Raw genomic sequence first — 26,484 nt, 5'->3', positions numbered from 1 at the left:
ACAGAATAGGCCATAAATGAATGAAAGAGAAAATATGAGTATTTTAAATACTAATCAGCAGAAAATTCATGGGCAAATTATGTATAAAAAGGCGTGGCAATTATTATCAGAAAAAAAATGCTTATTTCTTTTTTCAGTGCTCGGTAGCCTAGTCTTATTCATCACAGCACTCAGTTTATTGTATTTTACCCATGTATTGATACAGTATATTTCGTCTCCAATAATCACAGAGTTACAATTGCAGAAAGCGTATACCTCTATTGAAATAATTTTTAAAATTTTATTTTTATTACTCACTTATTTCATTGGCATTTTTATTCTCTTTACTACTAATTCCGCGATTATTCTTTGTACTCAAGAGTTAATTAATAATAGAAGATTCTCAATTAACCAACTTTTTTTCACCCTCTATATGCGCAAATTAAAAATATTTCAGTGGGCTATTTTTTTTGGTCTTATCGGATTATTAATTAATATTTTAGAGTTTCTCTCGGATACCATAACTAATTTTATAATCTCTTTTATTGGCTTTAGTTTCTATAGTTTAAGCTGGATGGTTGTACCTATTATTCTGGAGAAAAATCTAAGCCCTACTGAAGCAATTTATGAAGCGAAAGATCTGCTCGTTCACGGGTTGTGGCAAAATCGATTTTTTATCCGTAATTGGTATTTGGGATGGCGGCTGTGGATAGGACAAATGTTATTTATGGGCTTATTCTTTTTTACCTTTAGTTCGCATTTTCCAGAAAGGTATAAGACCATTACCATGGTTATTGCACTAGTAGGAGGTGCATTTTTTATCCTTTTGCAGTCTTTATTATATACAATCCTTAAAGTAATGGCCTATGAATACATTACAAACCCATCATTTAATAAAAAAATACATCAATCAGAAAATTTTACTTAATACTCAGAAGCTTTTTTACTTTCGTTGCAAAGCAATTTACGAAATATTAATTGGGTCAGCGCTCCGCTCTAAAAAGAATAGTTCCTTGATGAATGGGTAATTATTATACTGAATGATCCTTTTTAAATAGACACATAATTCAAATCTTCTAATCATTGCATACTGTTTCACGGACAGATTCGGCTTTAAACTCTTGGAATTTCCATGAACCGCTTCGACCACGCTATTGTACTTAATTTGTAAGGCACCCATGATGGAATAGCACCTTTTGTTTTTGATTTGTTCATACGGTGAATTTTATCAACATGAGCAACCTTCTTTTTAGGCCGTAATGCTAAGTTAAAAAAATAAATTCGGTGTTTTTTTACTCATTTACACAAAATTTAAACATATCTCTATGATTAATAAAGGGAAATGCTCATTAAATGTATTTCATGATCATGAATTGATCATTTGCCTGTTGAAGAGTAAAATATTTGCCTAATTTTTCGCAAAGTAATACATTTTAGGTACTTAAGCATGCAAACACCGTCAACAACAATAACAACAACTGACTCTAGTACAACGACTGAACACAATCCATATCAAACACCGGTTAAGAAAAATCCCTCAGGAACTCATACTAAAGCTTCGGATCTATTCTTTATGCAGGATCCTCGAGTAAATCAAAATATTAAACCTCAAGCACTAGAACCTAAAACAGAGGAGGAATTTCTGGATCGTATTTTTTCTCTAGAAAACCTCAATAAAGAAAAAAACTTAAGCTACAACAATAGAAATTATTTAATAGAATCCAAAAGTAAGCTTCGTAGACAAAGGCGCTTTGTTGCATTTGACGAGAAAATCGACGTAACGTATCCGTTCTTACGCTATACCACGGATAAATTAAAAGAATTATTAATTGATGCAAATGATGTCCATAAACCACTCTCTTTTAACGTCAAGAGAATCAAGCATCAACGCGAAATACCACCACAAATAACAACTTCTGATGGTTCTAGAACCCCTCCTCCTGATAATTTACAGGCCGAAATGGGAGATATCGTGCCAGGGTTAACAGTACCTTCGACCTCACAAACCAATTCACAAATGAGAGAGGGCAAGATACTTCAATCACCTCGAAAAATGGTTCGTCGTCAATTATTCCCCAGGAATCCAACAACCGATACGCCACAATCAGGACTAGCTCCCAATGAGTTAATACCTGTTCCAGCACCAATTTTTGAGTGCACTTCAGTGAAACGTAACTTTTCTTATCTGCTCAACACCATGGAAGCCTCATCTACTTTATCCTCCACTACTGAAAAAGATTCACCCTCTCCCTTTGATGGAGAGGCGATAGTTCGTTTTCGTTTTGTTATTGGCTCCTCCATTGAGGGAAAAACATTATTCTCAATAGGATTTGATGAAACTAAGATGTCACATGGCCAGCTTGCAGCGAAAACAGAAGATGCTGAGGTATCTTGTAACGCAGCAGGAATTATCTGTTTTGAAAAGTGTGATGAAAAATGGCTTATTAAAACGGTATCCAATAAAACGGGGCATTTTAAATGTGGCTCAGAGTCTTTTCTAACTACTATCGGGATGTTATTCACCGATTTTAGTAGTTATTTAAGTGAAGAAATTACTTTGATTAACGAATCCCTGGAAAATCCGAAAGAAAAAAAATCATTTACTTTCAAAGTAAATAGTTTAAAAAAGCGCTATGATGATTACGCTATCAGTGTGCCCCCTGCTATTCACGTAGATATCCCCAATGCCGAACATACAGCAACGACAGAAGATAACGCATTGCTTTTCTTTTCCACCCCAAAAAAAGCAAGACGAGATGTTAGCTCACATCCAACTCGAGATAGTGAATTGGCTCAACTGGGCACTGATTATACACCGACCGGCGATCAGCCAAATTATAAATTTCCCTAGAAGCGAGTAGGCTCTGGGCGTACAATTATAAAATTGAGAGTTTTATTTCTCGATGTTTGGCAGCTTGGTCGCGGATCTATGCTCTAGCACAGATCCTGGATCTCGCGGGCCGCCGAAGGATAGAACAGAACTGTATTGGCAAAGATGTGTTAAAGAGTGACTAAACTCGAGGTTCAGATGTGAGCTTTTAACTCCATAGGAGTCACTTCGAAGCCACCCTTATAAATTAATCAAATTGTTCAAATACCAGTATGGCTTGAGCCTTCCTACCCCATAATTCTGATGAACTGCTAAACGACCTATCATAAATGATATATCATGATGTTTTTATAAGGAGAATTTTGCATGATCAAAAAGACGTTAAGCTGTTTTTTGTTGTCTCTGCCCTTTCTGGCCCATGGTGTTCCCGAATGCTCGGTTATCAATCAACAGAATGTAAAAACGCTGCCTTTGGAAAAGATAAAGAGCTATGTTCAATCAGCTATTTTTGATCAAAAAGTTGCCCCAGGCATTTTAATCGGTGTCATTTCTGGTAATGAACAAGCAGTAATCAGCTGTGGAGAAACCAAAATAGGTACTAATCAACGACCACAAATGGATACGGTATGGCCTATCGGATCCGTATCCAAAGTATTTACCACACAAATGCTTGCTGAAATGGTAGCCCAAGGGCAAGTTAAGCTGAATTCCACAATTGATGAATTATTGCAAAATGGCAAGAAGAATAAGAATCCAATTACCTTGCTGGATTTGGCAACCCACAGCTCAGGTTTACCTAGAATGTTACCTAGCCTGCCTGATAATGAAGATTATCAAGTCAACATTCCTTACGATATGCCCGAATTTATTAAATGGTACAACACCTACAAACCTGAATATAAGCCCGGAGTTCATTACCAATATTCTAATGTGGGCTTTGGTTTGCTCGGCCAATTGCTGGCTAAAAAAATGGGGACTGATTTTAGTGGTTTATTAAATCAATTAATTGCTCAGCCTTTACAGCTCAAAGACACGACGGTGAAACTATCTCCTGAACAAGCAAAACGAGAAGTGGCGAGCTATTGGATCAACAATGATTTAATTAAAAAAGACTGGGAATTTAATTTTGAACAACCCAGCGGTGGCATCTATTCTACAATGCCCGACATGCTCCGATTCACTGCGTATCAATTAAACCATGAATCCCAAGCAAGAGAAATTTCTGTCTTAAGCCAAGCCAGTTATATTTATCAGAACGAATTTTCCAATCCATTCGAGTTTGGTGATGATGCCATGGCTTTAGGCTGGCATGTCAGTTTCTCCAATAAGGCCCTACCCGTTCAACTTGTAAAAAATGGCTGGGTTGATGGCGTGACGACTCATATCCAGATTACTCCGAGCAATACCATAGGCCTTATTTCAATGACCAATAAACCTTATCTGGCGATGATCAACGATTTAAAACGCATTACTGGCATGATTATTGATTCTCAGAGAGCATCCGCTGATTCTGAAAAAATTTATTAACCTCCGCAGCCCTATGATTGGCCTTACATTCAAGGTGAATCATAGGACTATTGAAAATACTATTTATGGTTTAAAAGACGTTAATTTATTCAGGTGTGTCTGAAAATAGGTTTTATGAAACAATTATTAGTATAAGGAGAGTGCGGAATGAAAAAATTTTTTTGCTTATGCTGTTTGAATTTATCCCTCTTTTTGGGTTTTGTACACACTGCCATTGCAGATCAATCACGTATTAACCTACTAAAAGAAATGTTTGATAAGGTAACCATCAAGAAAAATGATCGAGTCATTCCCTTCTATTACGACAAAGATTTTGAGTTATTTTCCAATGGGAAAAAAATGGATTTTGATGTTTTTTTAAAAATGCACCATGATGTGTACAAAACATCCATCCAATATAACGTTCGTTATGACGAGGAAACATTTATTGAGCAAGGAAATAAAGTGGCCGGAAGACTTTTCATCACCACTAAAAAACCTAATGAATTAGCTCGAGAAATTGAAGTAATTTTAATTGCAGAATATAAAGGGAATAAATTATTTCGTTTGTGGGAACTCACCTATCCAGATTGGTCTAAAATGAAGGCGTTTCAAAAAAATACTAAATAAGGTAAGTGAACTAATGAATAAAGTAATACTTCAAGACACACAGCTTTAATTTGAGAAACAGGCTTGGAAAGCGTAAATGGAAACTAGAAAACGTTCTATTCAAAATTCAAAGCCTGTGCCGAAATATTCCTCTTGCAATAATATGTTTTTACAATTTTTTTTATATGATATTTATTTTATTATCTTGAAGGCACTTTAAGTAGAGATTCTTTGTTTATTGAGTCGTTCAACTGCTCTTCGATTTTTTGGATACTTGCCAGATCGAGTTGCATTGCAGAATGTATCATAAGCAGAATAAATTTATTCGTTACTGAATTGACAGGTGCTTTCTTTTTAAAAATAAAGCAACAGCTAACGCTTTCGGGGCTCTGCGTAGAATGAATAATTTTAATTTCGTTAAGAAATGAATGAACATTATTGAGATAACTTGGATAATCTTTTAAAAACCGATTAAACACAGCTTGATAATGTTTAAATTCTTGAGGCTCAGTGTGTTGTAAAATAGAACTTATACTTAGTAGTGCAGAATAAATCGTATAATTTTCTTCGTTTTTTAAAACCGTAGTCACTATTTCATTTGTCTCATCCGAATGGTCTTCCTCCATCCACCACTCGTCTGAATGTGCCTCACTTGAATAACTCTCTGAGGGCGATATCGAGTCTGGCTCATCTGCCCAATTACCTCGCTCTTCCATGATTGTAGGTAGCCCAGGAATATAGGCCTTTTTTTGGCCATAACCAAGTTTGTTTCTTACTAATTTTGTAGGCACAATATTCACTATCCTCGAGTTTAAAAAATAATATTAAGCGGTCTATTCCTTTAGTCAGATTTAGGTAACTAAAATAGTTCCGTTGGCAACGCACAATAAATTATATTTAAGTCATTGTTTTTAATTATAAATGCGTCTCAAAAAGCTTACTGTATTTCAATGGCGTGACTTTCATAGGGAAGTTATTATGCAAGGTGTTCGCTTGTAATTCAAGTGTATTATAAGTTACCGCGAGTTAGAAAAATGATAGCCGAATAGAGTTTTACCTGATTAAACTACGATTTATCGGAGATTTAGGTCATAAAAAATACGCTTAACATTCTCTTAATGTTTTTAGTTTATCATTCAGCACATTTAAAATAAGAGATTGAATTATGGCTCAAGTGTATAATGCTCCCAAACCTATATATAGCAACTGGGAATGGTTTAAGTTTATTGCCATTCGAACCGCTTTTCCTCCTGTCCTATTATGGGATCTAATAAAATTCGGAGCGAATAAATTACTGGGTGAATGGGTTAGTGCTTTGGTTTTGCCAGCTCAAAATATGAATTTTAAGCATTTAGCAGTTAGCGAACATACTGTTCAGCGTTATAACGAAAACAACCTAACTTGCGAAAAACATGAGGTAATTACTCATGATAACGCACATTTGGATACCTTCGAAATAAAGCATCAATCACAAGAAAATATTGAACCTAAGTATCAAAAGTATATTATCAATTTGGTCGGAAATGGTATGTGTTATGAACAGATCATTGATGATATGAAAAACGATGCGCAAGTTCTTCAGTCTAACGTCGTTGGATTTAACCTTCGTGGTGTTGGTCAAAGTACGGGCAAGGCTAAATCGAAAGATGATTTAGTTACCGATGGTATTGCTCAAGTACAACGATTATTAGATCAAGGGATTTCATCACAAAATATTACCTTGAAAGGCCATTCTCTTGGTGCGGGTTGTGCCTCTTTAATAGCGCAACATTTTCATCAACTAGGACAACCAATTAATCTGTTTAACAGTCGCTCTTTCTCTACCATTACTAATTTCTTAGTAGGCCATACCCGTTTAGAACGAGATGGATATAACCGGGCAATAGGCCATAAAGAGAGTATAACAGGGACTATCTTTGGCTGGTTAGCTAAACCTTTCATCAAGCTAGGTGTCGCCTTAACCAAATGGGAAATCGATGCAGGTAGTGCGTTTAAGAGCATTCCTGATGCCTATAAGGACTACATAGTTGTAAGATCGAGAAAAGATATAAGAGACGACCGTATTGATGACGCCGTGATTCCCCATTATGCATCTATTCATAAAGACCTTTCTTCAGAACGACGCGGCAAGAAGGCCGCGATTGATAAAGAAATTGCCAATCTAGATCAGATAATCCAAAAAACAGACCCTGTAGCTAAAGCAGGATTAGTTGATGCAAGAGAATCTTTAGTTAAAGCTAGGGAAAAAATCAAAAGCGAGAGGAAAATGGAAGCTGATTCACCCAATGGTAACGGTCATAATCTCCATTGGACAGAGTTGCATAATCGATCAGGGAAGGATGCGCAGACATTCTTTAGAGAGTTTGTTCAAAGAACAACAGCAGATCATGCTGTAAGTGCGCCTCAACTAAATTAAAATATTTTTTCAATCATCCCCGCTCCACAGGCGGGGATCTATTTATCAAACCTCATGCTCTACAATATCCGTGTCAAATAATCATTATAAGCAAAACTCCTTGTGGGCGGCATAAAACATACTCTATGTGCTATATTAATTAAGTTTGTAATAAATAATCTAATAGATTGAAAAACGCAAAGGTAAATCAAGGATGCCAATATGTTTCAATACGCACAAGAAGCTTGGTCCACTATCGATATAAATGAGCCCGATATTAGTAATTATTCGATAAAAGAAATTCTTAAGTTAATAGCTACTGTTTTTATACTGGGTTTTTCGATTTTCATACTCGTTGGAAAATTAGAGCCCCAACTTTTACTCTTTTTAATCAATACCTTAATACCCGGTTGTGTGATTTTATTCCTTGTAGTGAGGACACCTAATTATATTGCAAACACTTTAAATGTTATGAAGGGTAATCGTTTTTCAACTCTGGACCGTAAAAAGGCCAGAAAGGAAGTGACTAAAAATAGCATACGGTTTTTAATCATTGTATTATTTTATGGTTCAATAATAACTGGTACGCAACTACTCTGTTTTTATGAAAAAAATTTTATTTTTTATTTAATTAGCTATTTTGTTACCTTTGTTACTGTGTGTTGTTATCTATTTTCATCGCCTTTAATTTTGTTCTCCCAAAGCTCCTTAACGCAGGCTATTGGCCGCTCTATTTCTAGCGTCTTTATTAAATTTTTTACCATCATCCAGATCTTATTTTTGGATTTGTTACCTGGATTGTTTGTAATGCTTTTAAGGGAAGTATCACGGCGCTATTCTCGACCCTCAACACTATTAAGCTTTAATAGCATATTACGATTTTATCCCTACCTGATACTTTCTATTGGCATTTTGTACCGTGAGGTAATGGGACTAACCGATATAATTGATTTATCTGTACCTGTTGAAACTGAAAAAGCCCCGCAAGATGATGGCTTACATCTTGGAAATGAAGAGTTATATTAGCAAGACGTATCCTCGAATTGTACAAAATGCTCAAAAAACTTAGTCCTTACCAGTTGTAACCTTTTTTATAACGGAGCCTATCTTACTAGATAAGTCTCCGTAAAAGAAAATAGCTTATAAGAAAGTAAAGCCGTATTCATCTTCATTAGACAAATCATTTTCTGCTGGTTGCACTTTCTCATCTTCGTATTTGCCCCAAAAACTGAATGCACTCGAGGTCAAAGCACGTGTAATATCTCCTGGTCTATAGTTGGCAATAGCTGTTCCCACCAAAGAGGCTGAATTAAGCATATATTTACCCACATAATATTCATCTGCTTCTTTTTTTGTAGTCACATGGGGTATTTTTTCTTCAGCGGTATCTATTCCATTTTTAAGTTTACTATATAAGGTGCCTAATTCTTCTTTTCTTTCATCGGTTAACCCTTCACGCGTTAAACTTTCTTTTAATAAAAGTAGATACCTAGGACCACGCTGGAAAGGCTGAGCAGTAATAGCTAATAGCGCATCGTTTTGGACAGCCTCTAACTTTAGTTTAAAATACTCTAAAGTCTCGGGCTTATCTGCTATTTCCTGAAGAAATAGAGTGTATAAGGAAATATATGCCGAATAAGCGCTTACAAAGCTGTCTAATATAAATCCTCGTTGTTTAGCATATTCTTCTGCTTTTTCAGGATTATCTTTATGTTTTATACTCTTTTCTATATTTTTAATTAAACGTGCAGAAATTTTTTCAAAACCAATTAAGGAATTAAAAATTTTATGCGTCTCTGGGTGAAGGACCGAATAAAACTCATCCTTCATATCGCGGTTGTCATGATGAATCTTTATAAGTTTATCTAAGGCTGCTTTATAATTTTTTTCGGTGCTCAATAATTCATTAATGGCATTATTTTTATGGGGCATGGTCGCTCTCCTATTAAATAGTAAGCTCGGATCATAAGTTTCTAATCTGAAGGAGGCCTTAGCTCGGGATGCATATTTTTCATGTACGATTCCAAAGGAGAATAAGTCCTTATTGCTCGATTAAGGCGGGCATTAAGAGATATCGACTATATTAAGAAAGAACCTAGATTACTAAAGCATATGCTTATCAATCAATGATTAATTATTTGCCATGATGTTTAAAATTAGGTATAATTCAAGCCTTATTGCTAAAAGGCAACTCACTTGAATTTAAGACCTATTAAACAATAGGTGACAGTTGCCGAACAGCCCCTATTTTAAATACTAGTTATATCCCTGCGATTCTGGGTTAAGTTGATTCATCATGGCAATAGGTGGGAAGGTTGTATGTTAATTTTTAAGATGTTAAGTATAGAAGTAACCAATAATTTTGCGGAAGTTAAAAGTGCTTATGATAAAAAGATGAGACTTTGGCAAAATGAATGTGATGAACTAATAAGTATTTTGAAGCATGTAGATTTAACACTTGATCAATGTAATAAGCAACTTATTGATGCTGAAATTCTTCCCTACAAAGCTAAGCTCTTATCGTGTGGTACAGGTTTGAGAGCATATTATAAGCAGCGAATTGATGCGGAAATCAGAGCTGAAGAGCAACGTGAAAATGAACAGGCTGCTATTAGACGTCACTGCACAGAGCCTGCAAACACCACGCGCCCTCTAGTAACAGGAACCTCTCTTGCATTGGAGGGGAGCGAAAAAATCAGCGTGAGGCAGAAAATTAATGCTGATCGTACATGGACCCATACTCAAATCTCCAAACAAGCCTATCAACGCGTGCTACCTGTTGAGTTGTCTGCATTTGATAAAGAGCACATCAACTCATTTAAAGATAAAATTGAAGAAGCACTTCAAATTCGAGAGCAATTAAAAAATAAATTAGATGAGTTTTTGGAGTTGCGTCGTGGGTTAAGAGAGCTATTTTCTAAAGTTGATACCCCTGAAACACTGCAATTTCATTTAGCCCAAAATAAACAAAAGATGATGCAAGTGCAAGATTTAAGGGAGGTTAATCCTCTAGATCGCACAATAACCACACCCCAAGGGTTAGAGCGCGTTGTTCGTTTTCCCCTTTCAGGCCGTCCAATTAGCGAGCAACCGCAGCTGTGTTTTTTTGGTGTTCGAAGTCGTAGACATTTGGGGGCCGCTGACTACAGCTTGCCCGAGTTAAGTGAACCGGATAGTTGTATTTATGATGCTCCAGAAGATGATTATGAATTTTCCAGAAAAGCCTAAATAAAATCATCATATTTTAGCAAAGCATCAAGGAATTACCCCCCTAAGCTGATGGCTGTAAGAGATCTCATGTTGGGGCATCATTTAAATCAACGGTTACCTTTATCATAAGGAATATTATGGCTAATCCTACCATCACTTATTATCAGCGCCGTATTACTGTAGTGGAAGGCATTCCATATTATTGTTCCACAGGCGAGAATTCGGGGCACTCCGGAGTTTGGTTTCCATTTTTGATGATAGTAGGAACAAAAAAAGCAGAAATACCTTGGCATTATGATAAAACATACCACATTGGTGTTTTAAACAAGATATTTGTATCGCAAGAGGATATTTATATAATAAAATACTCAGTTAATATTTTACGATACCCAGATATTACGGGTTTGTGTAATGGACGTTTACCTACTCTTAGCTCTGTAAAAACCTCACTAGCATTAGGTAGCACTTTAAATACTGTTAAGGGGTTTGAAGAAGTCGAACGTAAGATGGCTTTAACCCCGATAACGCCTATAGAATTAAGTGACCATGCGCCACATTATGAATCGCCTGATGAAGTAAATAAATGGCTGGTGCAGCAAGGCGCTGAGTTTGTTTCGAAGGTATTAACAGCTGAACCACGCCCGCTCCTTGACCATGGCAACATGATAACTCATCATCAAATGATGATGGAATTTAAAAAAATGAAACTTCCTGGTAATGAATCACCAATATTTCCGATTTTAAAAACTATTCGTGACGAGGTTAAAATCATTTTCAATGCCCCCACATCCTCAATTATAAGAAAAGTGCAAAAAGAAATAGCCTTAATGGATTTATATAATGTATTTTGGCGCATACATAAAGCATTGGCTGAGGGTAAACCACCACCATTCACCTATGGTGAATATTATTTGAGATGGAAGGAGCAAGAGAGTTTATTTAATAAGACAAAGACAAATTACCACTTATTTACAGAGCAAATTGATGCTGATAAGGCAAGGGTATTTTTTTCAACGAACGAACCTAATTCTCAAAAGAAACTGGATCATCTTGAGGCATTGTTGTCAGAGCTAAATGTTTTAGCTGAGCTAAGCGTTCAAGAGAAGAGGTCAATGGACCTCTAGATTAAAGAGCTCCAACGGCATGGCGATTAAATAACAAAGATACTCAAAAAGTTAAAGTCCTTGAAATGCCGCTGCCATTGAGATTCTTTGCTCCTAAAATTCAACAAACCTACCTTTTAACGGTTTAAAAGTGAACTTGATGTTGCCCTTCTAGGTCATCCCATTTCAAATGGTCAAGCATATACCTTGTTCTAAAACAGTTTCAAAATGCTCCTCCGACCTATTTGCAAAAAAAGTACAGGGATTTGTGGAGGGATTTAATAACGGATTGCAAAAAATCTCTCGATGCTCTTTTTCCAATTGCGTTATTGTGTCTTGAATTTTGGGGGAAATATTTTCTGTAGATAGCTGAACACAGTTAAGTTTATCTGTTATTAAAACTTTTAATTCATCAGGGAATTTAAGTAAGGTATTTTGGGATGATGTTGAGGCCTCTTTGGCTAGAAAAAGGTAGGATTTTACCATTATGTAGCGCTCAACCATTAAATTATACTCCTCTACAGCTTTTTTTTGTTGGTCGATTGGCGAATTAGTAGCTATTATTTCAATAAGATTCAAAATAGTTTTTTCTTTGTATTCCTCAACTCGTGTTATTAATAAAGGCTGTAAGATTCTAGTTTTTACTTTGGTTCCCTGCTTATCCTTGTTAATAACGTTCATATATAAATAAAATGCTTGCTCGATAAAAAATGCAGGTTCACCTGATAAATCTTTAACTTGAACAACGCCATTTATAATAATGTCTTTTAAAATCCTCTTGGCTTCATCACTAATATCCATTAAAAGCCAATTGATATTGACGCGAATATTTTTTTTATACCTATCTAGCTGTTGAATTTCACGTATAACAAACAAAAATTGCTCTGGACTAGTGGTGTAGATGGCATGACCTCCAGGTAATAAAAATATCTGGGAGCCTAAAGAAGAAGGACAAAATGGGGTATCGATCTCCGAAGGATGCTCCACTGCATTGATTCCTAACTCCTGTTGAAAAGATGGATTCCAGTTTAAGCGCATTAAAAGTTCGTCTAATTTAGTGCAGGCCCCTGCAAAGGAGTCTTCACTCGATTCAAAATAAAATCTTTGATTATTAATATCAGAGGGCTCTATAAATGCGCCACGTCTTCTTATTTTGCCCGGATCCCACATTTTGAATTGGCTTTCTTTATAGCTGTTTCTTTCTTTTTCTTGCATCTGCTCATAAAGTTTTTTCTGTTCTTCCAGTAAGGTGTCAGGAGATACATACCATGCTAGATCGCTATCAGCCACTATTATAGAAATGGTTGATGTATGAGGATCAAAACTGGCTAACATAAACTCTTCTGAATCCATTATTTCATAGACACCCTCCACATGGTAACTACCCGAATATACCTTCCATTTTTGCTCAGCCGCCGCACCCAAAATTGATAAGTCATGAATTTCTTTACCGATTTTATCTTGTAAGAAATCTAGGTGAATATTGTTTTCATCAACAGAAGGAATCAAGATATTATACGTTCCTGAAGGTTTATGCTGACATTTTAAAGCGGTTTTATTATTGCTCAATTGTACTACTTTAATATTTTGGATAATTTTTTTGTTCACTAATTGATTTAAAAAAGTTGTCGTAGGGCTAATCTGTATTGCAATTGATTCTTCTTTATCAGTAAAACTGACATGCGAATTAGTGAAATTCTCGTCTTTTTGGTTCAAAAAACTAAAGCTATCTAAATTAAAGATCCTTAAGTTTCTTCGGAGGACCTCTTCTTTACTTAATGATAAGCTTCCAGCACAAATCCCTGTGTGTGAAGTTTTCTTTTTATAAGTAGGTGGCTTACCTCTGATAGTCAATTTTATAGAAGGGTTTAAACTCGAGGTCTGCTCAGCAACATTTTTAACAAAAGATGACATTGAATCGATGTTTCTGGTTTCTTTGTGCATACCTCTAAATGCTAAAATATGTCCATATTTATTTACACTTAATTGAAAAAATTTATAAGCATCTGGAGATAAATACCCCTTATTTAAGGCAGCATGGCCTCCTAACTGAGTTGATTTTAAGTCAAATTTTTTCTTTAGACGCTCTACAATAGTTGCCCCTTCCTCGTTAAATGAGCTATCCATAAGTATACTCGATTGATGTAAGTCCGAACAATACTTGACCAGTAGCGTACAAAATAAATCCATATAGTTTAATGCTTTTTGAATATCTTCACTCTCATAGCCTTTACTCTCTGAAGGTATTATTACTTCCGTAATTTCTATCTCACTAAAGCCTGTATCTTTATAAAAGTTATCTCTTTTTTCTTTTAAGCTTCGCTCACATTCTTCAACTGTTTTATCAAATGTATAAGAGTTTAAACCTAAAAGGTTATTCATAGTTTGTTTCAGTTCACTAATAGTGACATCAAAATCGCACATGCTGATTTCGAGATCTTCATCCAAACCATCGCTAGTATGTTCGCCTCTGGGACTAAGATTAAAATCTGAGTCTAAATGTGATTCTATATAGTATCCAAGCCCATCAAAGCTCATTTGAGCAAGATCTTCCTCTATTTTAATTTTATCTAACGTTATATTGGGAAACGTTTTAGTGATAACGAGTTGCAACAATTGTAAAAGAATACAAATAATATCTCTTGTTGTGTCAATGGGTTGAAGTGTGTGTGGTTGCTCTTCATTCTGTGAGGAACGGATAAATGCATTTACAGCCCAGTGATAGATAGTACTCGCATGTAATAGTCCAGCTTTACTGATGTCTTCAATGGACATATTAATTCTCATTATATTATGTATGATGCTCCGATATTATACTTTGTGAGGAACTTACGTTCAAGAATAAAAAAATAAAAGCATCGTCTGCACTCATCGAGCAATCCCTACATTGAGTAATTACTCCTCGGGGGAATAAAAGGTGGGGAAAGCTTCATCCGCAATGTTTATAGAGAATGGCATCGCTGCGCTAAGTAAATAGAAATCAATAGTATTGCCTCGTACCATACACCGACGGCTCGAGGCAATATTTGCCTCCCTTATATTGATGTGCATTTCAATCTTGCCTAATAAATGAAATGGTAAGCCTTAATACAATGCAACCAAATAAGTTTTCAAGTGGCGCTAATATTCTACGATTGAACCGTTGCCGCTCGAGAACTGTTAAACACTCAATGAGTGGCTTGCAAACAAGCCTCCTCAAACGTGGCCATTTTTTTACGTGTATCCGTACGGAAAAACCCCTGACTGCATATATTGGTATAAATATAACGTGAAATAATATTATGATGGCGGTCAATAAAATCACCATTTTCCTCAGCGTTTAACTGACTTTTAATACTATTAAAAAATGCAGCTGCACCTGCTTGACGTTCAGCCGTTGGCCGCATGAGAAAGGTCAAAGTTTCATTCAGTAGTGAATTGCTTAGGCTTAACATTTTATCGGCCTTATCATGGCGCTCCAGGACGCTGGAATTTTCATTGAGTAAAGCAAGAGTTTTATCTTTTATACTGGCAAGGGTATCGTAAATATGGAAATAGGTTTTGGAGCGATACAGTTCCATTTTTTGAATTTCTACAATTCGTGCATAAATACTTTGCGTTAATTGCTCTAAAATAATTACGCTTTGTTCTCGCTCTCTACTCACATCCACAGTGTACTTAAGCTCCTCTTCTGATACCTCATTACCAATATCATTTTCTGATTCATGAGCCAGATCGGGTTCGTCGCTTAACTCATTGAAATTTGTGAAATACATTTTCGAAATAGCTGTGGCTATTTCTAGCATTTCGTATTTAACCGATTTCACTGTACGCGAAGATATTGTTTTGATTGCCATTTGCCGGCATTCTTTTACTTGTTCTCCTAAGTCTTTGATTTCTGCAAAAACCAATTCCAATAAATTACGTATTTGATTAGGAAATGCTTCTTTCTCTTCAATTTGCATGTTGTTTTGATTGTCTTCCTGCAGCTCAATAAATGCTTTTTTAGTCGCAAGTACATCTGCTTTAATTAAAATACATAAACTTTCCAAGACCTGAAAAATTTTACAAAAATGAACAGGGTTACTGACATAAATATCCCCTAGCAACTGAATGGATTTTAAGAGATGAGCACATAAATATTGTAATGAAATGAGCTCATGCGCTAATTTTGCAATGTTTGCCATTACCAGGGAACGGTCAATGAGATGTGAAGGATCACTTACAATCTCAAATTTCTTGCTGTTCTTGTTGTAGCGGGTACTAATAAAATTACCACTTTCACGAAATACTTTGCGGATATGCCCTAATTCATGTTCAATGTCTTCCTGCTCTTTCGTACGCCCCAACAGTTTTCTCTCCAGCATACTTTTCGCTTTATGGAGCAAAGCAAAGAACACATTCGGTGAGTTAATTTTATTTTCTTCTTTCAAATCAATGCTTAATGATTTTAAGTAATATTCCGATAGATTTTTTATCCACTCTTTAAAAATAGAACTGGGGATTTTTATTTCTTTATCCGACCAAATCTCAATTCCTTTTACTTCTGAATGAATGTAATGTTGACGCAGGATGCCCTCTTGCAATTCTTCATGGGCAACAGTATCTGCTAAATCAGTATCATCATCATTAACTACCATTTTTACCAACATACGAATCAAATGATCGCTGTGACTGACACAACTGTCTTTCAATTCCGCCACCGTTTCTTGTAATGATAAAACCTCTTTGTGTTTTTCCAGTTTTTGCTTTGCTTTTAAAAGATGCATATACACCGGTGCCAAACGACTAAAATGCTGGCTTTTTGCGCCGCTATCCTGTGAAGAATAGGCATTAATGAATTTACAAATGGCATCCAGGTAGGCAATGTCATAATCGTACCCTAAAAAATTAAGGCATTTGGTATCCAGCATTTGCATTAAATAGGAAAGCACCCCTGCCGTTACATCATCCGCTTTAACTTTTCCACTCTCTTTACGAGCAAAATAGTATTCTTGTAATTTTTTTATTGCTGCACGCACCGATTCCCTATAGCTTGATAAGGCGATGTCAGAGCCATGAATCACATCTGAGCCAATATCTTTTACCTGCTCGGGGGTAAAATGCATGGACTGATATTTGCCGTCAATTAACTGAAAAATGGGAGGAAAACCATGAATTTTACCCCGATGTGGAACAGTGATTTGTTTTAAATGTAACGCATAAAAAGCATTAACTTTCTCCACTTTCTCTTTGTGTTTTTTTTCCTGATAACTTTTAAACTCGGCATAGGTAAAAAGAGCGGCGCTCACTGCTAAAACAACTCCGGCGGAAACCATGGCGGGGATGGTTTCTGAATTTGCGAGTAAACTAAGTGCACTGGGACTTCCTAACTTCGTTAAATCTGAACTAACCACCATGACAAATACTCCCTGTAAATATCAATACCCAAAGATCAAATAATGATCATAACCATCACTTTTGAGTATAGCTATAAATCCAGTACGCATTTTTATTAGACAGAGCAGGAAAAATATAAGCAAATCAAAGGCATGCTAAATTTGGGCTAAAAGAAAACAATATGGAAATGTCTCGAACAGAAACACACTGTATGAGATAAAAACTATTCGTTAAAATAAAAAAATAAGAATTAACTGCTAGAAAAATCAGATATTGACCCGAGTCCGCGAGCTATTAATAGGTTACTCTACTAAACCAAGGTCCTACCTAAGCTATACAATGAGATTTCGCGAACAATTGCATCTGTTCTAAGGTTCGCTGCTTACCCGCAGAAATTATCAAGGATAACACCTCATTTTTCGCTACTCCTTGGGTAAAATAAAAATATTTGCTATATACTATCTCGTTGATTTTATGGATTAATTTGAGTGCTTTGCTTAAGATGCCTCAAGGAGATAAAGGGGAATTTAGTGAGAGACAAAAGACAACATAAATATGCCTCTAATTTTTATTTAATTAGAAAGGTAATTACACAAACTTACTCGTGGTTAAGAAAAAACATTAAGGCATTTGAAAAAACAAAAATAATCTATTATGCATGTTTTTTTCTATTGATTGGACCATGCGGTGAACTATATGCTCATGGTTCTACAGCCCCTGAATTACAAATTCAAATACAACCTGATGCAAATACTGAGGTTCCATGCAATAAAGGGTTAGGAAGCTGTGTGGTAACGATTGCCCAAAACTCCTCTTGTCTGCCACAGGCTGGGTCGATAAAAATTACCAATACATCAAAAATTGTGGCACAAAATATTAGTACCTCTTCTAATGACAATAACTTCTTGAATTATGTAGTACCAAATAATGGATGCCCTCCTCGCCTAGTGCCGGGAGCAAGCTGTATTATATCTTTTCACACGAATACTGGAATAACATTTTTTGTGCCTAATGTGACTGTTAAAGGGCGCAATACCTCCGCCCGATTTTTTGATATCCAGGCAATTAATTGTATTCCTCCAACCGCACTCATTAGTTCCACCCCATTATCATTAAGTATGACAACAACTGGCCCCACAAGCACGCAAAACATTTATGTGACAAACAGCGCTTCTTCATCCGTGAATGCAGAAGCAATAACCGTTAACTTAAGCGGAACAGGCGGAGCTCTAAATGCCGCATATTCCAATTGCAGCTCGGTTACTCCGGGAAGTACTTGCACGATTACCTTGACTGCAAATAGTGCATTGCCAACCACGCCTATTACAATAAAGGGTAGTAATACCAATTTGATATCTACCAGTGTAACCGTTTTATCCTCCTCACTTTCTGTGCCTTCAACAGCAATAATTCCTGTTAATGATCCGGCAGGGGTGAATATTACAGTAAGTAATTTGACAGCGAATACAATAATGAATGTAGATGTGGATTTATCCTCTACCGGATGGACAGGAGTTACAAGTACTGGTTGTCCCATTCTTCTAGGAAATGGAACGTGTACTGTAACAATTACCTCAAATACAACAACTCCTTATTTGGCTAAAGGAGGAATAATTTTCACAGGTGATGGCCTGAATGCATCATCTCCAATCGCTTTGGCTTTTTCAATATATGATTATTTAGTATTTTCCATTCCTGATAGTTCCACTGCTTATGTAGTAGATAATAATGATGCTGTTGGCTCCCCTGTTATTTGGAGTTCAAATGGCCTTAGTGGGACTAGTGCGGACACTGATGACACCAGTCTTTGGGGAATAGCTGAAAACTCAACAAATTTAGTGCCCTTCCCTAATGCAATAGCACCATCAGGACAGACTGCTATTCAATATCTTGGGCAGGCAAACTGTAATGGAGGTACTGATGGTGCTTGCAATACACAAAATATTTATAGTTATTATAATAACTTTATAAGTAGCGCTCCCGTTTCAACCAACTATTATGCAGCAGGCCTATGTTATCAAATCACTGCAGATAATAGCGGGAGTGTGCCTCAAGATACCTGGTATTTACCCGCCATTTGCCAATTGGGACCGGATGAAGGAGGTGCGGCTTCGGGCTGTACTGCGAGTACAGAAAACATAACAACTAATCTATGGTTCCTTGGTTTTGTTTCTGATTTAGCCATTAATCAATTTTATTGGAGTTCTACCGAGGCTTCCAGTAATCCACTAGGAGCCGCTTGGTATCAGGAATTTCGTCCTGGGCCGGTTTCTCAACCTTTTGCCAATGTTAAATTTGGGGAGTTTGCTGTTCGTTGTATACGAGCCGTTACCTATTAGTTGCTATGTGGTTATACCTGCCTGCATATCGAGTCCAGTGCTAATTAGGGCTCGATATGCGGTTAAATCGTAACAAAAGCATTATACCCTCCTGACTACGCGCTCAGAGTATAAGGGCTTATATCTATAAACCCAGCTTCTTTAAAAGAGCTTCGGTTGCTCCACTGCCTCATCAGTCTCCGGAGCATTTTTGAAAGATACAGGAGTTCCCTCTTCTTTAAACATGCTTTTTTTAGATAAAGTGCTTTTTAAGTTTAATGGAGCCAATTGTTCGAGGTTAAAATTAGTTATCTTCTTTTCTAAGGTGGCTTGTTGTTCTTTTAATTTTTGTAATTGCTCTTGAGTGTCACTATTCACTTGCTCCAGTGAAGCTATTCTTCTTCTAGTTGATTTGAGATCTATCTCTAAATTAGAGATAGGTTCTTTTAAGGAAGAGCGTTTCGCATATAATTCCTCTAGTTTATCAGTGTAAAAACTATTTCCTGATTCAAAAAATTTTTCTTCCAATAGGACGACGCCTAATATTACGGGGATTGCTATTAAAGCGGCAATGGATGATATAAATCCTAAAGGGACTATCGGTAACATAGTAATAACCACCACTACAAATTGGAATAGTTCATAGTTATTTCTTTCAGCTTTTAATGCCGCACAATTTTTTTCAATTTCCTGGATACCCGGTTCATTACTGCGTTTGAGCATTTCAAGTCTAGTCGCTTTCTTCTCAAATTGTTCATTCAGTTTTTGTTGCTCTTCAGGATAAGAAGCCAATAACTGAGTTTTTTCTTCGATTGCTCTTTTATGTTCATGCAATTCAAACAGGTTACGAATATACGCTCTAAAAAAAGGATTTAAATTATTTTTTCTCGTCTCTTCTCGTAATGCACTTTCAAATAGTCTAATTTCATCCAATGCACATTCACTCAATAATCGTACTTCACCCTCTTCCGATAATTCAATATTTGCCAGAAAATTTTCAGCCGAAATCATGTTATAGAGTTCAACTACATTCTCTTGATTACACAGATCAAACACGGGCTTCATTTTATAAAGATATTGAATTTGCTTTGGCATGTCGCACCTTAATACAATTAGATATGCTCATAATAGTACCAGTTTGTTTGTCTTGTGGAAAACAATGGCTAAAGGCAATCTAATAAGCAATATTGTTTTAACTACCTTGATTTTAAATAAAAAAATAGGGAAATTCTTTCAAATTTCCAATTAGGAAAGATCTATTTTCCAAAATAGACACTTATTGACCTTGTCCAAGACCTGGTAAAAAGATCATCTGATAATCAAAAACAACATAGCGGTTAATATTCCCCCTGAAACACACTGATAGAGTAGATAAATTATCTCTACATTAGTTGTATTGGCGACAATGTAGAACAGGGTAAAGAAGAGACAGAACCTATTATTAAATAAGTTAGCAGAATTTGGTGAATTGTACGTTTTTGTCATTTCTTCCGCACGCACCTTAATCCGTTTTTTTTGAGGGGAAGGGAATTTTTCCTGTCTTATTTTCTTTTAAAAGTATGTTGAAATTCTTTCAATAAACTTTATTTTCATGGAAATAATATATTTAATACAGATAATCTATAATATATCATAATTGGACTATAAGTTACCATTTATGTATATAAAAATTGAAGACAAAGAGATACAGCTTACAGAAACAGAGGAGCTATTCATTTTTATTGGTAATAATGATATTGAATATCATGTTACAGATAACAATTTAGCTAGCCAAAATTTGCCAGATGTTAATGAACATGCCTTGGCAGTATTTACAGGTAAACTTTTTAGTAAAATACTAGGCGAATATCAGCCTGATTATCATTTGGCTATTCTAGGCAAAGAGGATTATAGACGAGCATCTAATATCCTTTATGAGTTTGAAGACTTTGAAGTAGATGAGGAATCGCCTCTTCATATCCGATATAAGGGTGAAAGTTATTCTTTTGAACAAATAAAAAACCTAATTGCTGTCGTCCTTACAGGTTATTTTTTAGGTGAGATTGATTGGGATAATAGCAATATTGGATTTGTTCCGGATAAAAATGGCCAGGGTATAGTCGCAGTTAGAATAGATCCCGGTTGTAGCTTTCAGTTTGATGAAGCCATTTTTCAGCTACCTTTAGAAAAAGTATTAACCGATCCTTTTCGCATAATTATGGGTGGTGTTAATTATATGTCCCTACAAGAAGATCCCGAAAGTAGCATAGCAGATCCATATTTTAGCGCTCTATTTAAAGATTTAACACCAGAAGATGTTCAATTAGATGATTTCCCTGATGATCTATTATTAGATACTCTAGAATATCTTGATTATCAGGATTCATCACTTAAAAGCTTACTCAATAAAAAAGAAGAGATTAATGAGGTTATTAACAAAATTGTTGAGCTTACAAATGAAGAGCTTTTAGTGCTTGCATTTGAATCCGGTTTAACCGTTGAAGAAGCAAAAAAATGTATAGAAACATTACAAATAAGACAGGAACTTTTTAGACCATTTTATACGGAAGAACTCAAATCGAACATTAAGAAAAGAGCTCACGAAGAAGGAGCATTAAACGAAATAATTGAACCTCCATTAAAAAAAACAAATAGTCAGATTAAAACGACAGAAAAGGCTGGAAAAACAGAGGAAGAAACTTATGAGCCTCAGCGCTTTTTTGTTGTACACCCGGAAGATGAAAGTAAATTCCCTGATGCGCCTGAAGAATACTCTGGTAATAAGATCTAAATGATAACTTCAATACCACACAGCGTTATCAATAATCACGCATCTACCTAGATTAATACCAGACATTAATGAGCAATACATAACCTCATGATAGTATTATTATTTTTTTGAAATGAACACTTTTGTCATTTCTTCCATGATCCAGTCACAGCATCCACCTTTCATCAGGCATATTCTAGAACCCCTAACTGGACTCATTAACTTATCTGCAATTCACATTTGCTCATTTCTGTAATTTAATATTTAAAAAGATCTTACGCATCTCACTTGAGCATTGTTGAACTTATTATCGGTATTTTGGCTACCACTGCTGAAATTCTGAATCCAGGATAGATTTGCGGGAGTGGTAGATGACTCAGTTGAAGTCCAATAAAACCCCACACCAAAACCACCGATAGTAGCACGATTGGTAAATAAACAGGCGAGCTGATCCTTGGCCGGAAGGAACCAATTGTTATAGCAGACCCCTGTTTGGCAGGGTGTATTACCTTGAGCGTCAACTTCAAGTTCAGCACAAATCTGAGCTGCATAAGGTATTCCATTATTGTTGCCTAGCATATTTACAATGGTTGTGGTATTGGCGGCACCATTAAGATCATTTTGTGCGTGAGTAATCGTCCCAGCCCCACCCCAGGCACTAACCAGACCGTTATTAGCTGGTGCGGCTATTAAATTGAGGGCTCCTCCTCCCATACACGCAATAACGCCACCACCTTGAATATCTATAGTTGCTGTTAAAATATTAGTATTTGTTCCTTGAATACTAAAATTAGTTGGCGGGACTACATTATTGCCTGGTAAATAAGTTAAGATGCAACTGTTTCCGGGTGCAACGCTATTGCAGGTATTGCCTGTTTCTGTAACCTGGCCATTTAAGGCAGTCCCTGCAAAACTTGAGCTAATATTTGTAGCAGTAACATCAGTAGAATTGTTGTTAATTATCAATTGACCGGTGGGGCCATTTATCGTCATCGTCAAAGGAGATTTTGTCACGGAAATTAGTGCATTTGTTATCGGCGGGGCTGGGATAATGTGTAACATATTAGCTGCGCCTGGTCGATAGCATTGATTCGGATTCCCCTCTTGACAAACTATAGGGCCAGCGGTAATTGGACTATTTAACTGACTCCCAGCTATTTGTAAAGATAAAGTACAGAATTCTTTATTGCGGAGAGAAAAGACAGCACCACAAACTCCTTGACCTGTAGTAATTTGCGTGACACCTCGAATCGGATTCATAATTAAATTATGTGTTCTCCTGGACTGATTGGTTATTTTATATTGGACGAGGGCAACTCCATTATATGGTAAAATAATATTGGTACTAGTTATAGGATCAAAAGTCCATAACGGGATAGCTGCTTTAGCGGTCGCAATCATTGAGCTTAATAAAAGAGCTCCTAGTACTGTATTTCCAAAAAACGTATTAATAATTTTTTGCATCATTTCATCTCTAAATATACGTTAAAAAATTTATCAAAACTCAATAATCGATGTTGCTTTGAGCGTCTTCCCTTCCATACACACAACGAAGAGCATCAATACAAGAGTTATGTAAGTGATTAATTCATTCGAATAACGGGCGGTGGTGACCAATGCCCTTCATTAACTTCTTCCTTTGGCCAATAAGTACGAATAGTCATTTCAAATTTTCCTTGAGGAGCAGGCAGCCAATTAGATTCTTTTTCTTTACCAGGGCTAGCATTTTGAATATAAATAGTTAAGGAGCCATCATTATTGTATTTCATATTCTTAAGATTTTTAGTTCCTAATGAGTATCGATGGAGATTGTTTTTTTCGAAAAAGTGAAGTGAGTTATACATTGTCAAAGACCAAAATCCATTTGCAGGCGGGGTTTGAAATTTTGGGAAGGTTAGGGTGTAGTTGCTATTTCCATTTAGACGTTGTCCTTTATTGTCTACTTCTGCAAAAAAATAACGCGTTTCAGCGGGTTGATTAACATACATATTGGATTTAGCTGTTGCGGTTCGCGTCGCATAATCATACCCCCAACGAGCTACATTAGGGGGAGATGTCCAGCCACCAGGAAGATTGACGCCATTAGTTCTAAAATTAAAAAATTCAGAAATAATCTCTTTTTCTGTATTAATTGCTACTTGTTGTATCAGTTGAGCAATTTCGGGGTTAGAGGAAGCTGCCGCAAGCAATGCCTTCATTTGAGCATATAGCCCTTCCTCCCCAGGTAATGGGGGCACTTTATCAAGTATCCCCGGTAATTGATTAAAGAAAGAAGCAGGATCAACCCATTGTGTTTCGCCTTCGGTATTACCTTGGGTTTTAAAGATGGGGGCATTCTTCCAATCAACAGTCTGCGACTTTCCGGTATATTTGCTAAGAGGATAAATTACAATCTGATTTATAACTGATTGAATAGCCGCTCTATCTTCAGCAGAATCATTCATAAAAACTCTTGGCCCTATAGCAACCAGCTCTGTGGGGGCATAAATTACCCCTTTAATATCTTTTGGTATATTCCCCTTCCAATTAGGTCCGACAATGAGATAATTGCCCGGTTTAGTTCCATATTGTTTGCCAAGTTTAGAAAATTCATTTGTTCTTGCATCATAAATTGCATAAACCCAAAATCTATCTCCGAAATCAGGAATTTGTAATACAACGGGCTCATCATTTACAGCACCAAATCCAAAACCATAAACCACATCTTGGTTTGGATGTGCCACCCAGCGTTGAGCAGGAGAAATATAATCAGTAAGCATGGAGACATAGCCAACAGGAGCAACTGGCAAAATTCCACCATTTAAACCTGGTGCTGGTGCTTTTGCAAACATCGTACGACGGTTGTAAGAATTCACTAATGGCCAACCCCATATGTAAATATTCCGAGCAAGTGCTTTAGAATATGCTGGGGTCATTATAGTTCCTTTGGGTACTCCTGGGACTTCAGATGCGGTTTCCCATGGCTTTACTGTAAGAGTTTGAGCGTTGGTATGGGGACAAATAAAACAATAAAGCATTGAGATAAATGCTACACATTTTTTATTAGACATAGAATCTCCGTATCCTAAGCATGGGATAATAGTTATGACGAAATACTTTGATGTTTTCCGTGAGTATGCGTAGTCCCTATCTTTTTATGACGAGTCTAGCAGATATATTCCAATGGGGCTAATCCTAATTTTTACTAATTAAGGTTCTTTTTTACCCTCTCTTTTTTATATTTTAGGCCGCTTTTCTTTACCTGATATTTATCCTCATCAGGCTATGTATCAGTTTGATTTTGACCGGATTTTAAGTTAGGTTTGATTAAAAGCTCTATTATTTTGAATAGATTATTATCACGGAAAGTAAATTACATTTAACCTGTTATCTTTCGCTTTACTTTTTTTAAATACCACAGCTAGCTCAGACAATGCAGATGCTCAAGCTAATAATCCTTTAGCAAATATGACTGCCTTAAATTTCCAAAACTATTATTCTGATATTTCAGGATTTGACCAAACAGGTGATACCGGATGGGTGCGTTACGCGCAACCGATTGGAAAGTTTTTACTAAGGGCATCAATGCCTATTACAACCTATCCAATATCAGCTTTTAATAAAAAAAGTGGCTCTGGGGATTTCAACGCCTTGGCAACATATCTATTTGATACTGGAAATCCATCAGTCAGTGCTGGGGTTGGGCCTCTGATTGCGGCCCCCACTGCAAATCCCTCTGAGCTCGGCTCAGGTAAGTGGCAAGGTGGATTAACAGCAGTATATTTTAATGCGGAATCTGTAAAAATTCAGTATGGTGGTTTGGTGACTTATCAAACCGATTTTGCAGGTGCTCATAACCGTACTCATACGAGTCTTATGGCCATACAGCCATTTGGTTTTATACAATTGGGTAAGGGGTTTTATTTACGTAGCGCACCAATCTGGGTGTTTGATTTTAAAAATGATCGTCATGCCATACCTCTGGGTATGGGTTTAGGCAAGGTAATCCAATCCGGAAAAACTGTATTAACCTGTTTATTGAGCCACAGTTTTCAGTATCAACTAAGGGAATAGCACAACCTACAACTCAAGTTTTTGCAGGATTAAACATGCAGTTTAAAACTTAGATTGTAGGTAAATCAGAGCCATAATTAGCAGCGCTGCTCTTAAATTAATCCTATGCTTATCAAATGTGATGTTAAATTAATTATAAATTTGTTAAAGAAATGGAGAAAGGCGACGGTCTCCTATCGGAAAATGTGAGTATTGGACAGTGAAAAACAACTCCATGTATTACCAACCAAAGATAAAACAAATATTAAACTGTGATTTAAAGAACGATCGAGGTCCTTGATCAAAGGATGAAGCGTAATTCGAACTCCTCCCATAATCGAGGGGAAGGCTTTGCCTACCGCATTTTGTGAAAAAAAAGAACTTGATCCAAAGGA

18 protein-coding genes are annotated in these 26,484 nt (G+C 36.4%); 11 read left to right on the top strand and 7 right to left on the bottom strand.

Annotation, left to right across the window (positions count from 1 at the left end; all coding sequences use genetic code 11):
* Positions 1-34 precede the first annotated feature (34 nt).
* The 4 genes from ACD661_RS15110 to ACD661_RS15095 all read left to right on the top strand — a co-directional run bounded on the left by ACD661_RS15110 (position 35) and on the right by ACD661_RS15095 (position 4,945).
* Complete coding sequence (locus ACD661_RS15110; RefSeq protein ID WP_400188705.1) at positions 35-907, top strand: hypothetical protein; 873 nt, start codon at positions 35-37, stop codon at positions 905-907.
* A 519-nt stretch (positions 908-1,426) separates the two neighbouring features.
* Positions 1,427-2,830 carry a hypothetical protein gene (locus ACD661_RS15105; protein ID WP_400188704.1) on the top strand — a complete coding sequence of 468 codons (1,404 nt, stop codon included), beginning with the start codon at positions 1,427-1,429 and terminating at the stop codon, positions 2,828-2,830.
* Positions 2,831-3,175: 345 nt separating this feature from the next.
* On the top strand, positions 3,176-4,336 hold the full coding sequence (locus ACD661_RS15100; protein ID WP_400188703.1) for a serine hydrolase: 1,161 nt from the start codon (positions 3,176-3,178) through the stop codon (positions 4,334-4,336).
* Positions 4,337-4,483: 147 nt separating this feature from the next.
* A complete protein-coding gene (locus ACD661_RS15095; RefSeq protein WP_400188702.1) occupies positions 4,484-4,945 on the top strand; it encodes a hypothetical protein in 462 nt (153 codons plus the stop codon).
* Between the two features lie 179 nt (positions 4,946-5,124).
* Here ACD661_RS15095 and ACD661_RS15090 read toward each other — a convergent pair whose 3' ends face one another.
* Positions 5,125-5,715, bottom strand: a complete 591-nt coding sequence (locus tag ACD661_RS15090; RefSeq protein WP_400188701.1) for a hypothetical protein — start codon at positions 5,713-5,715, stop codon at positions 5,125-5,127.
* 374 nt (positions 5,716-6,089) lie between these two features.
* On the opposite strand from ACD661_RS15090, the gene ACD661_RS15085 reads away from it, so the two are divergent.
* Together ACD661_RS15085 and ACD661_RS15080 are read left to right on the top strand one after the other, a co-directional pair.
* Complete coding sequence (locus ACD661_RS15085; RefSeq protein WP_400188700.1) at positions 6,090-7,340, top strand: alpha/beta hydrolase family protein; 1,251 nt, start codon at positions 6,090-6,092, stop codon at positions 7,338-7,340.
* A 201-nt stretch (positions 7,341-7,541) separates the two neighbouring features.
* A complete protein-coding gene (locus ACD661_RS15080) occupies positions 7,542-8,345 on the top strand; it encodes a hypothetical protein (RefSeq protein ID WP_400188699.1) in 804 nt (267 codons plus the stop codon).
* Between the two features lie 114 nt (positions 8,346-8,459).
* On the opposite strand, the gene ACD661_RS15075 is transcribed toward ACD661_RS15080, so the two are convergent.
* Positions 8,460-9,251 carry a RhoGEF domain-containing protein gene (locus tag ACD661_RS15075; protein WP_400188698.1) on the bottom strand — a complete coding sequence of 264 codons (792 nt, stop codon included), beginning with the start codon at positions 9,249-9,251 and terminating at the stop codon, positions 8,460-8,462.
* A 387-nt stretch (positions 9,252-9,638) separates the two neighbouring features.
* Here ACD661_RS15075 and ACD661_RS15070 point away from each other — a divergent pair, with 387 nt between their 5' ends.
* Positions 9,639-10,547, top strand: a complete 909-nt coding sequence (locus ACD661_RS15070; RefSeq protein WP_400188697.1) for a hypothetical protein — start codon at positions 9,639-9,641, stop codon at positions 10,545-10,547.
* A gap of 119 nt (positions 10,548-10,666) precedes the next feature.
* Complete coding sequence (locus ACD661_RS15065; RefSeq protein WP_400188696.1) at positions 10,667-11,653, top strand: hypothetical protein; 987 nt, start codon at positions 10,667-10,669, stop codon at positions 11,651-11,653.
* Positions 11,654-11,818: 165 nt separating this feature from the next.
* Here ACD661_RS15065 and ACD661_RS15060 read toward each other — a convergent pair whose 3' ends face one another.
* Both ACD661_RS15060 and ACD661_RS15055 read right to left on the bottom strand, forming a co-directional pair.
* The gene (locus tag ACD661_RS15060) at positions 11,819-14,407 is read right to left on the bottom strand and encodes a hypothetical protein (RefSeq protein ID WP_400188695.1); all 2,589 of its coding nucleotides are present in this window, start codon (positions 14,405-14,407) and stop codon (positions 11,819-11,821) included.
* A gap of 392 nt (positions 14,408-14,799) precedes the next feature.
* Positions 14,800-17,010, bottom strand: a complete 2,211-nt coding sequence (locus tag ACD661_RS15055; protein ID WP_400188694.1) for a hypothetical protein — start codon at positions 17,008-17,010, stop codon at positions 14,800-14,802.
* A 510-nt stretch (positions 17,011-17,520) separates the two neighbouring features.
* Between ACD661_RS15055 and ACD661_RS15050 the strand changes: the two genes are divergently transcribed.
* Positions 17,521-19,329: a hypothetical protein gene (locus tag ACD661_RS15050; RefSeq protein ID WP_400188693.1), complete on the top strand. Its 1,809-nt coding sequence runs from the start codon at positions 17,521-17,523 to the stop codon at positions 19,327-19,329.
* Positions 19,330-19,470: 141 nt separating this feature from the next.
* Here the strand turns inward: ACD661_RS15050 and ACD661_RS15045 are convergent, their stop codons facing one another.
* A complete protein-coding gene (locus ACD661_RS15045) occupies positions 19,471-20,403 on the bottom strand; it encodes a hypothetical protein (protein WP_400188692.1) in 933 nt (310 codons plus the stop codon).
* 562 nt (positions 20,404-20,965) lie between these two features.
* Here ACD661_RS15045 and ACD661_RS15040 point away from each other — a divergent pair.
* Positions 20,966-22,078, top strand: coding sequence for a hypothetical protein (locus tag ACD661_RS15040; RefSeq protein ID WP_400188691.1), 1,113 nt, complete (start codon positions 20,966-20,968; stop codon positions 22,076-22,078).
* Positions 22,079-22,321: 243 nt separating this feature from the next.
* Here the strand turns inward: ACD661_RS15040 and ACD661_RS15035 are convergent, their stop codons facing one another.
* A complete protein-coding gene (locus ACD661_RS15035) occupies positions 22,322-23,524 on the bottom strand; it encodes an Lcl C-terminal domain-containing protein (protein ID WP_400188690.1) in 1,203 nt (400 codons plus the stop codon).
* A 116-nt stretch (positions 23,525-23,640) separates the two neighbouring features.
* Complete coding sequence (locus tag ACD661_RS15030; RefSeq protein ID WP_400188689.1) at positions 23,641-25,107, bottom strand: DUF1254 domain-containing protein; 1,467 nt, start codon at positions 25,105-25,107, stop codon at positions 23,641-23,643.
* A gap of 514 nt (positions 25,108-25,621) precedes the next feature.
* On the opposite strand from ACD661_RS15030, the gene ACD661_RS15025 reads away from it, so the two are divergent.
* Positions 25,622-26,110: a hypothetical protein gene (locus ACD661_RS15025; protein WP_400188688.1), complete on the top strand. Its 489-nt coding sequence runs from the start codon at positions 25,622-25,624 to the stop codon at positions 26,108-26,110.
* Positions 26,111-26,484: the final 374 nt, after the last annotated feature.

The organism is Legionella lytica (genome assembly GCF_044626755.1).
GTDB lineage: Bacteria > Pseudomonadota > Gammaproteobacteria > Legionellales > Legionellaceae > Legionella > Legionella lytica_A.
This window is presented reverse-complemented; position numbering and strand designations above follow the sequence as displayed.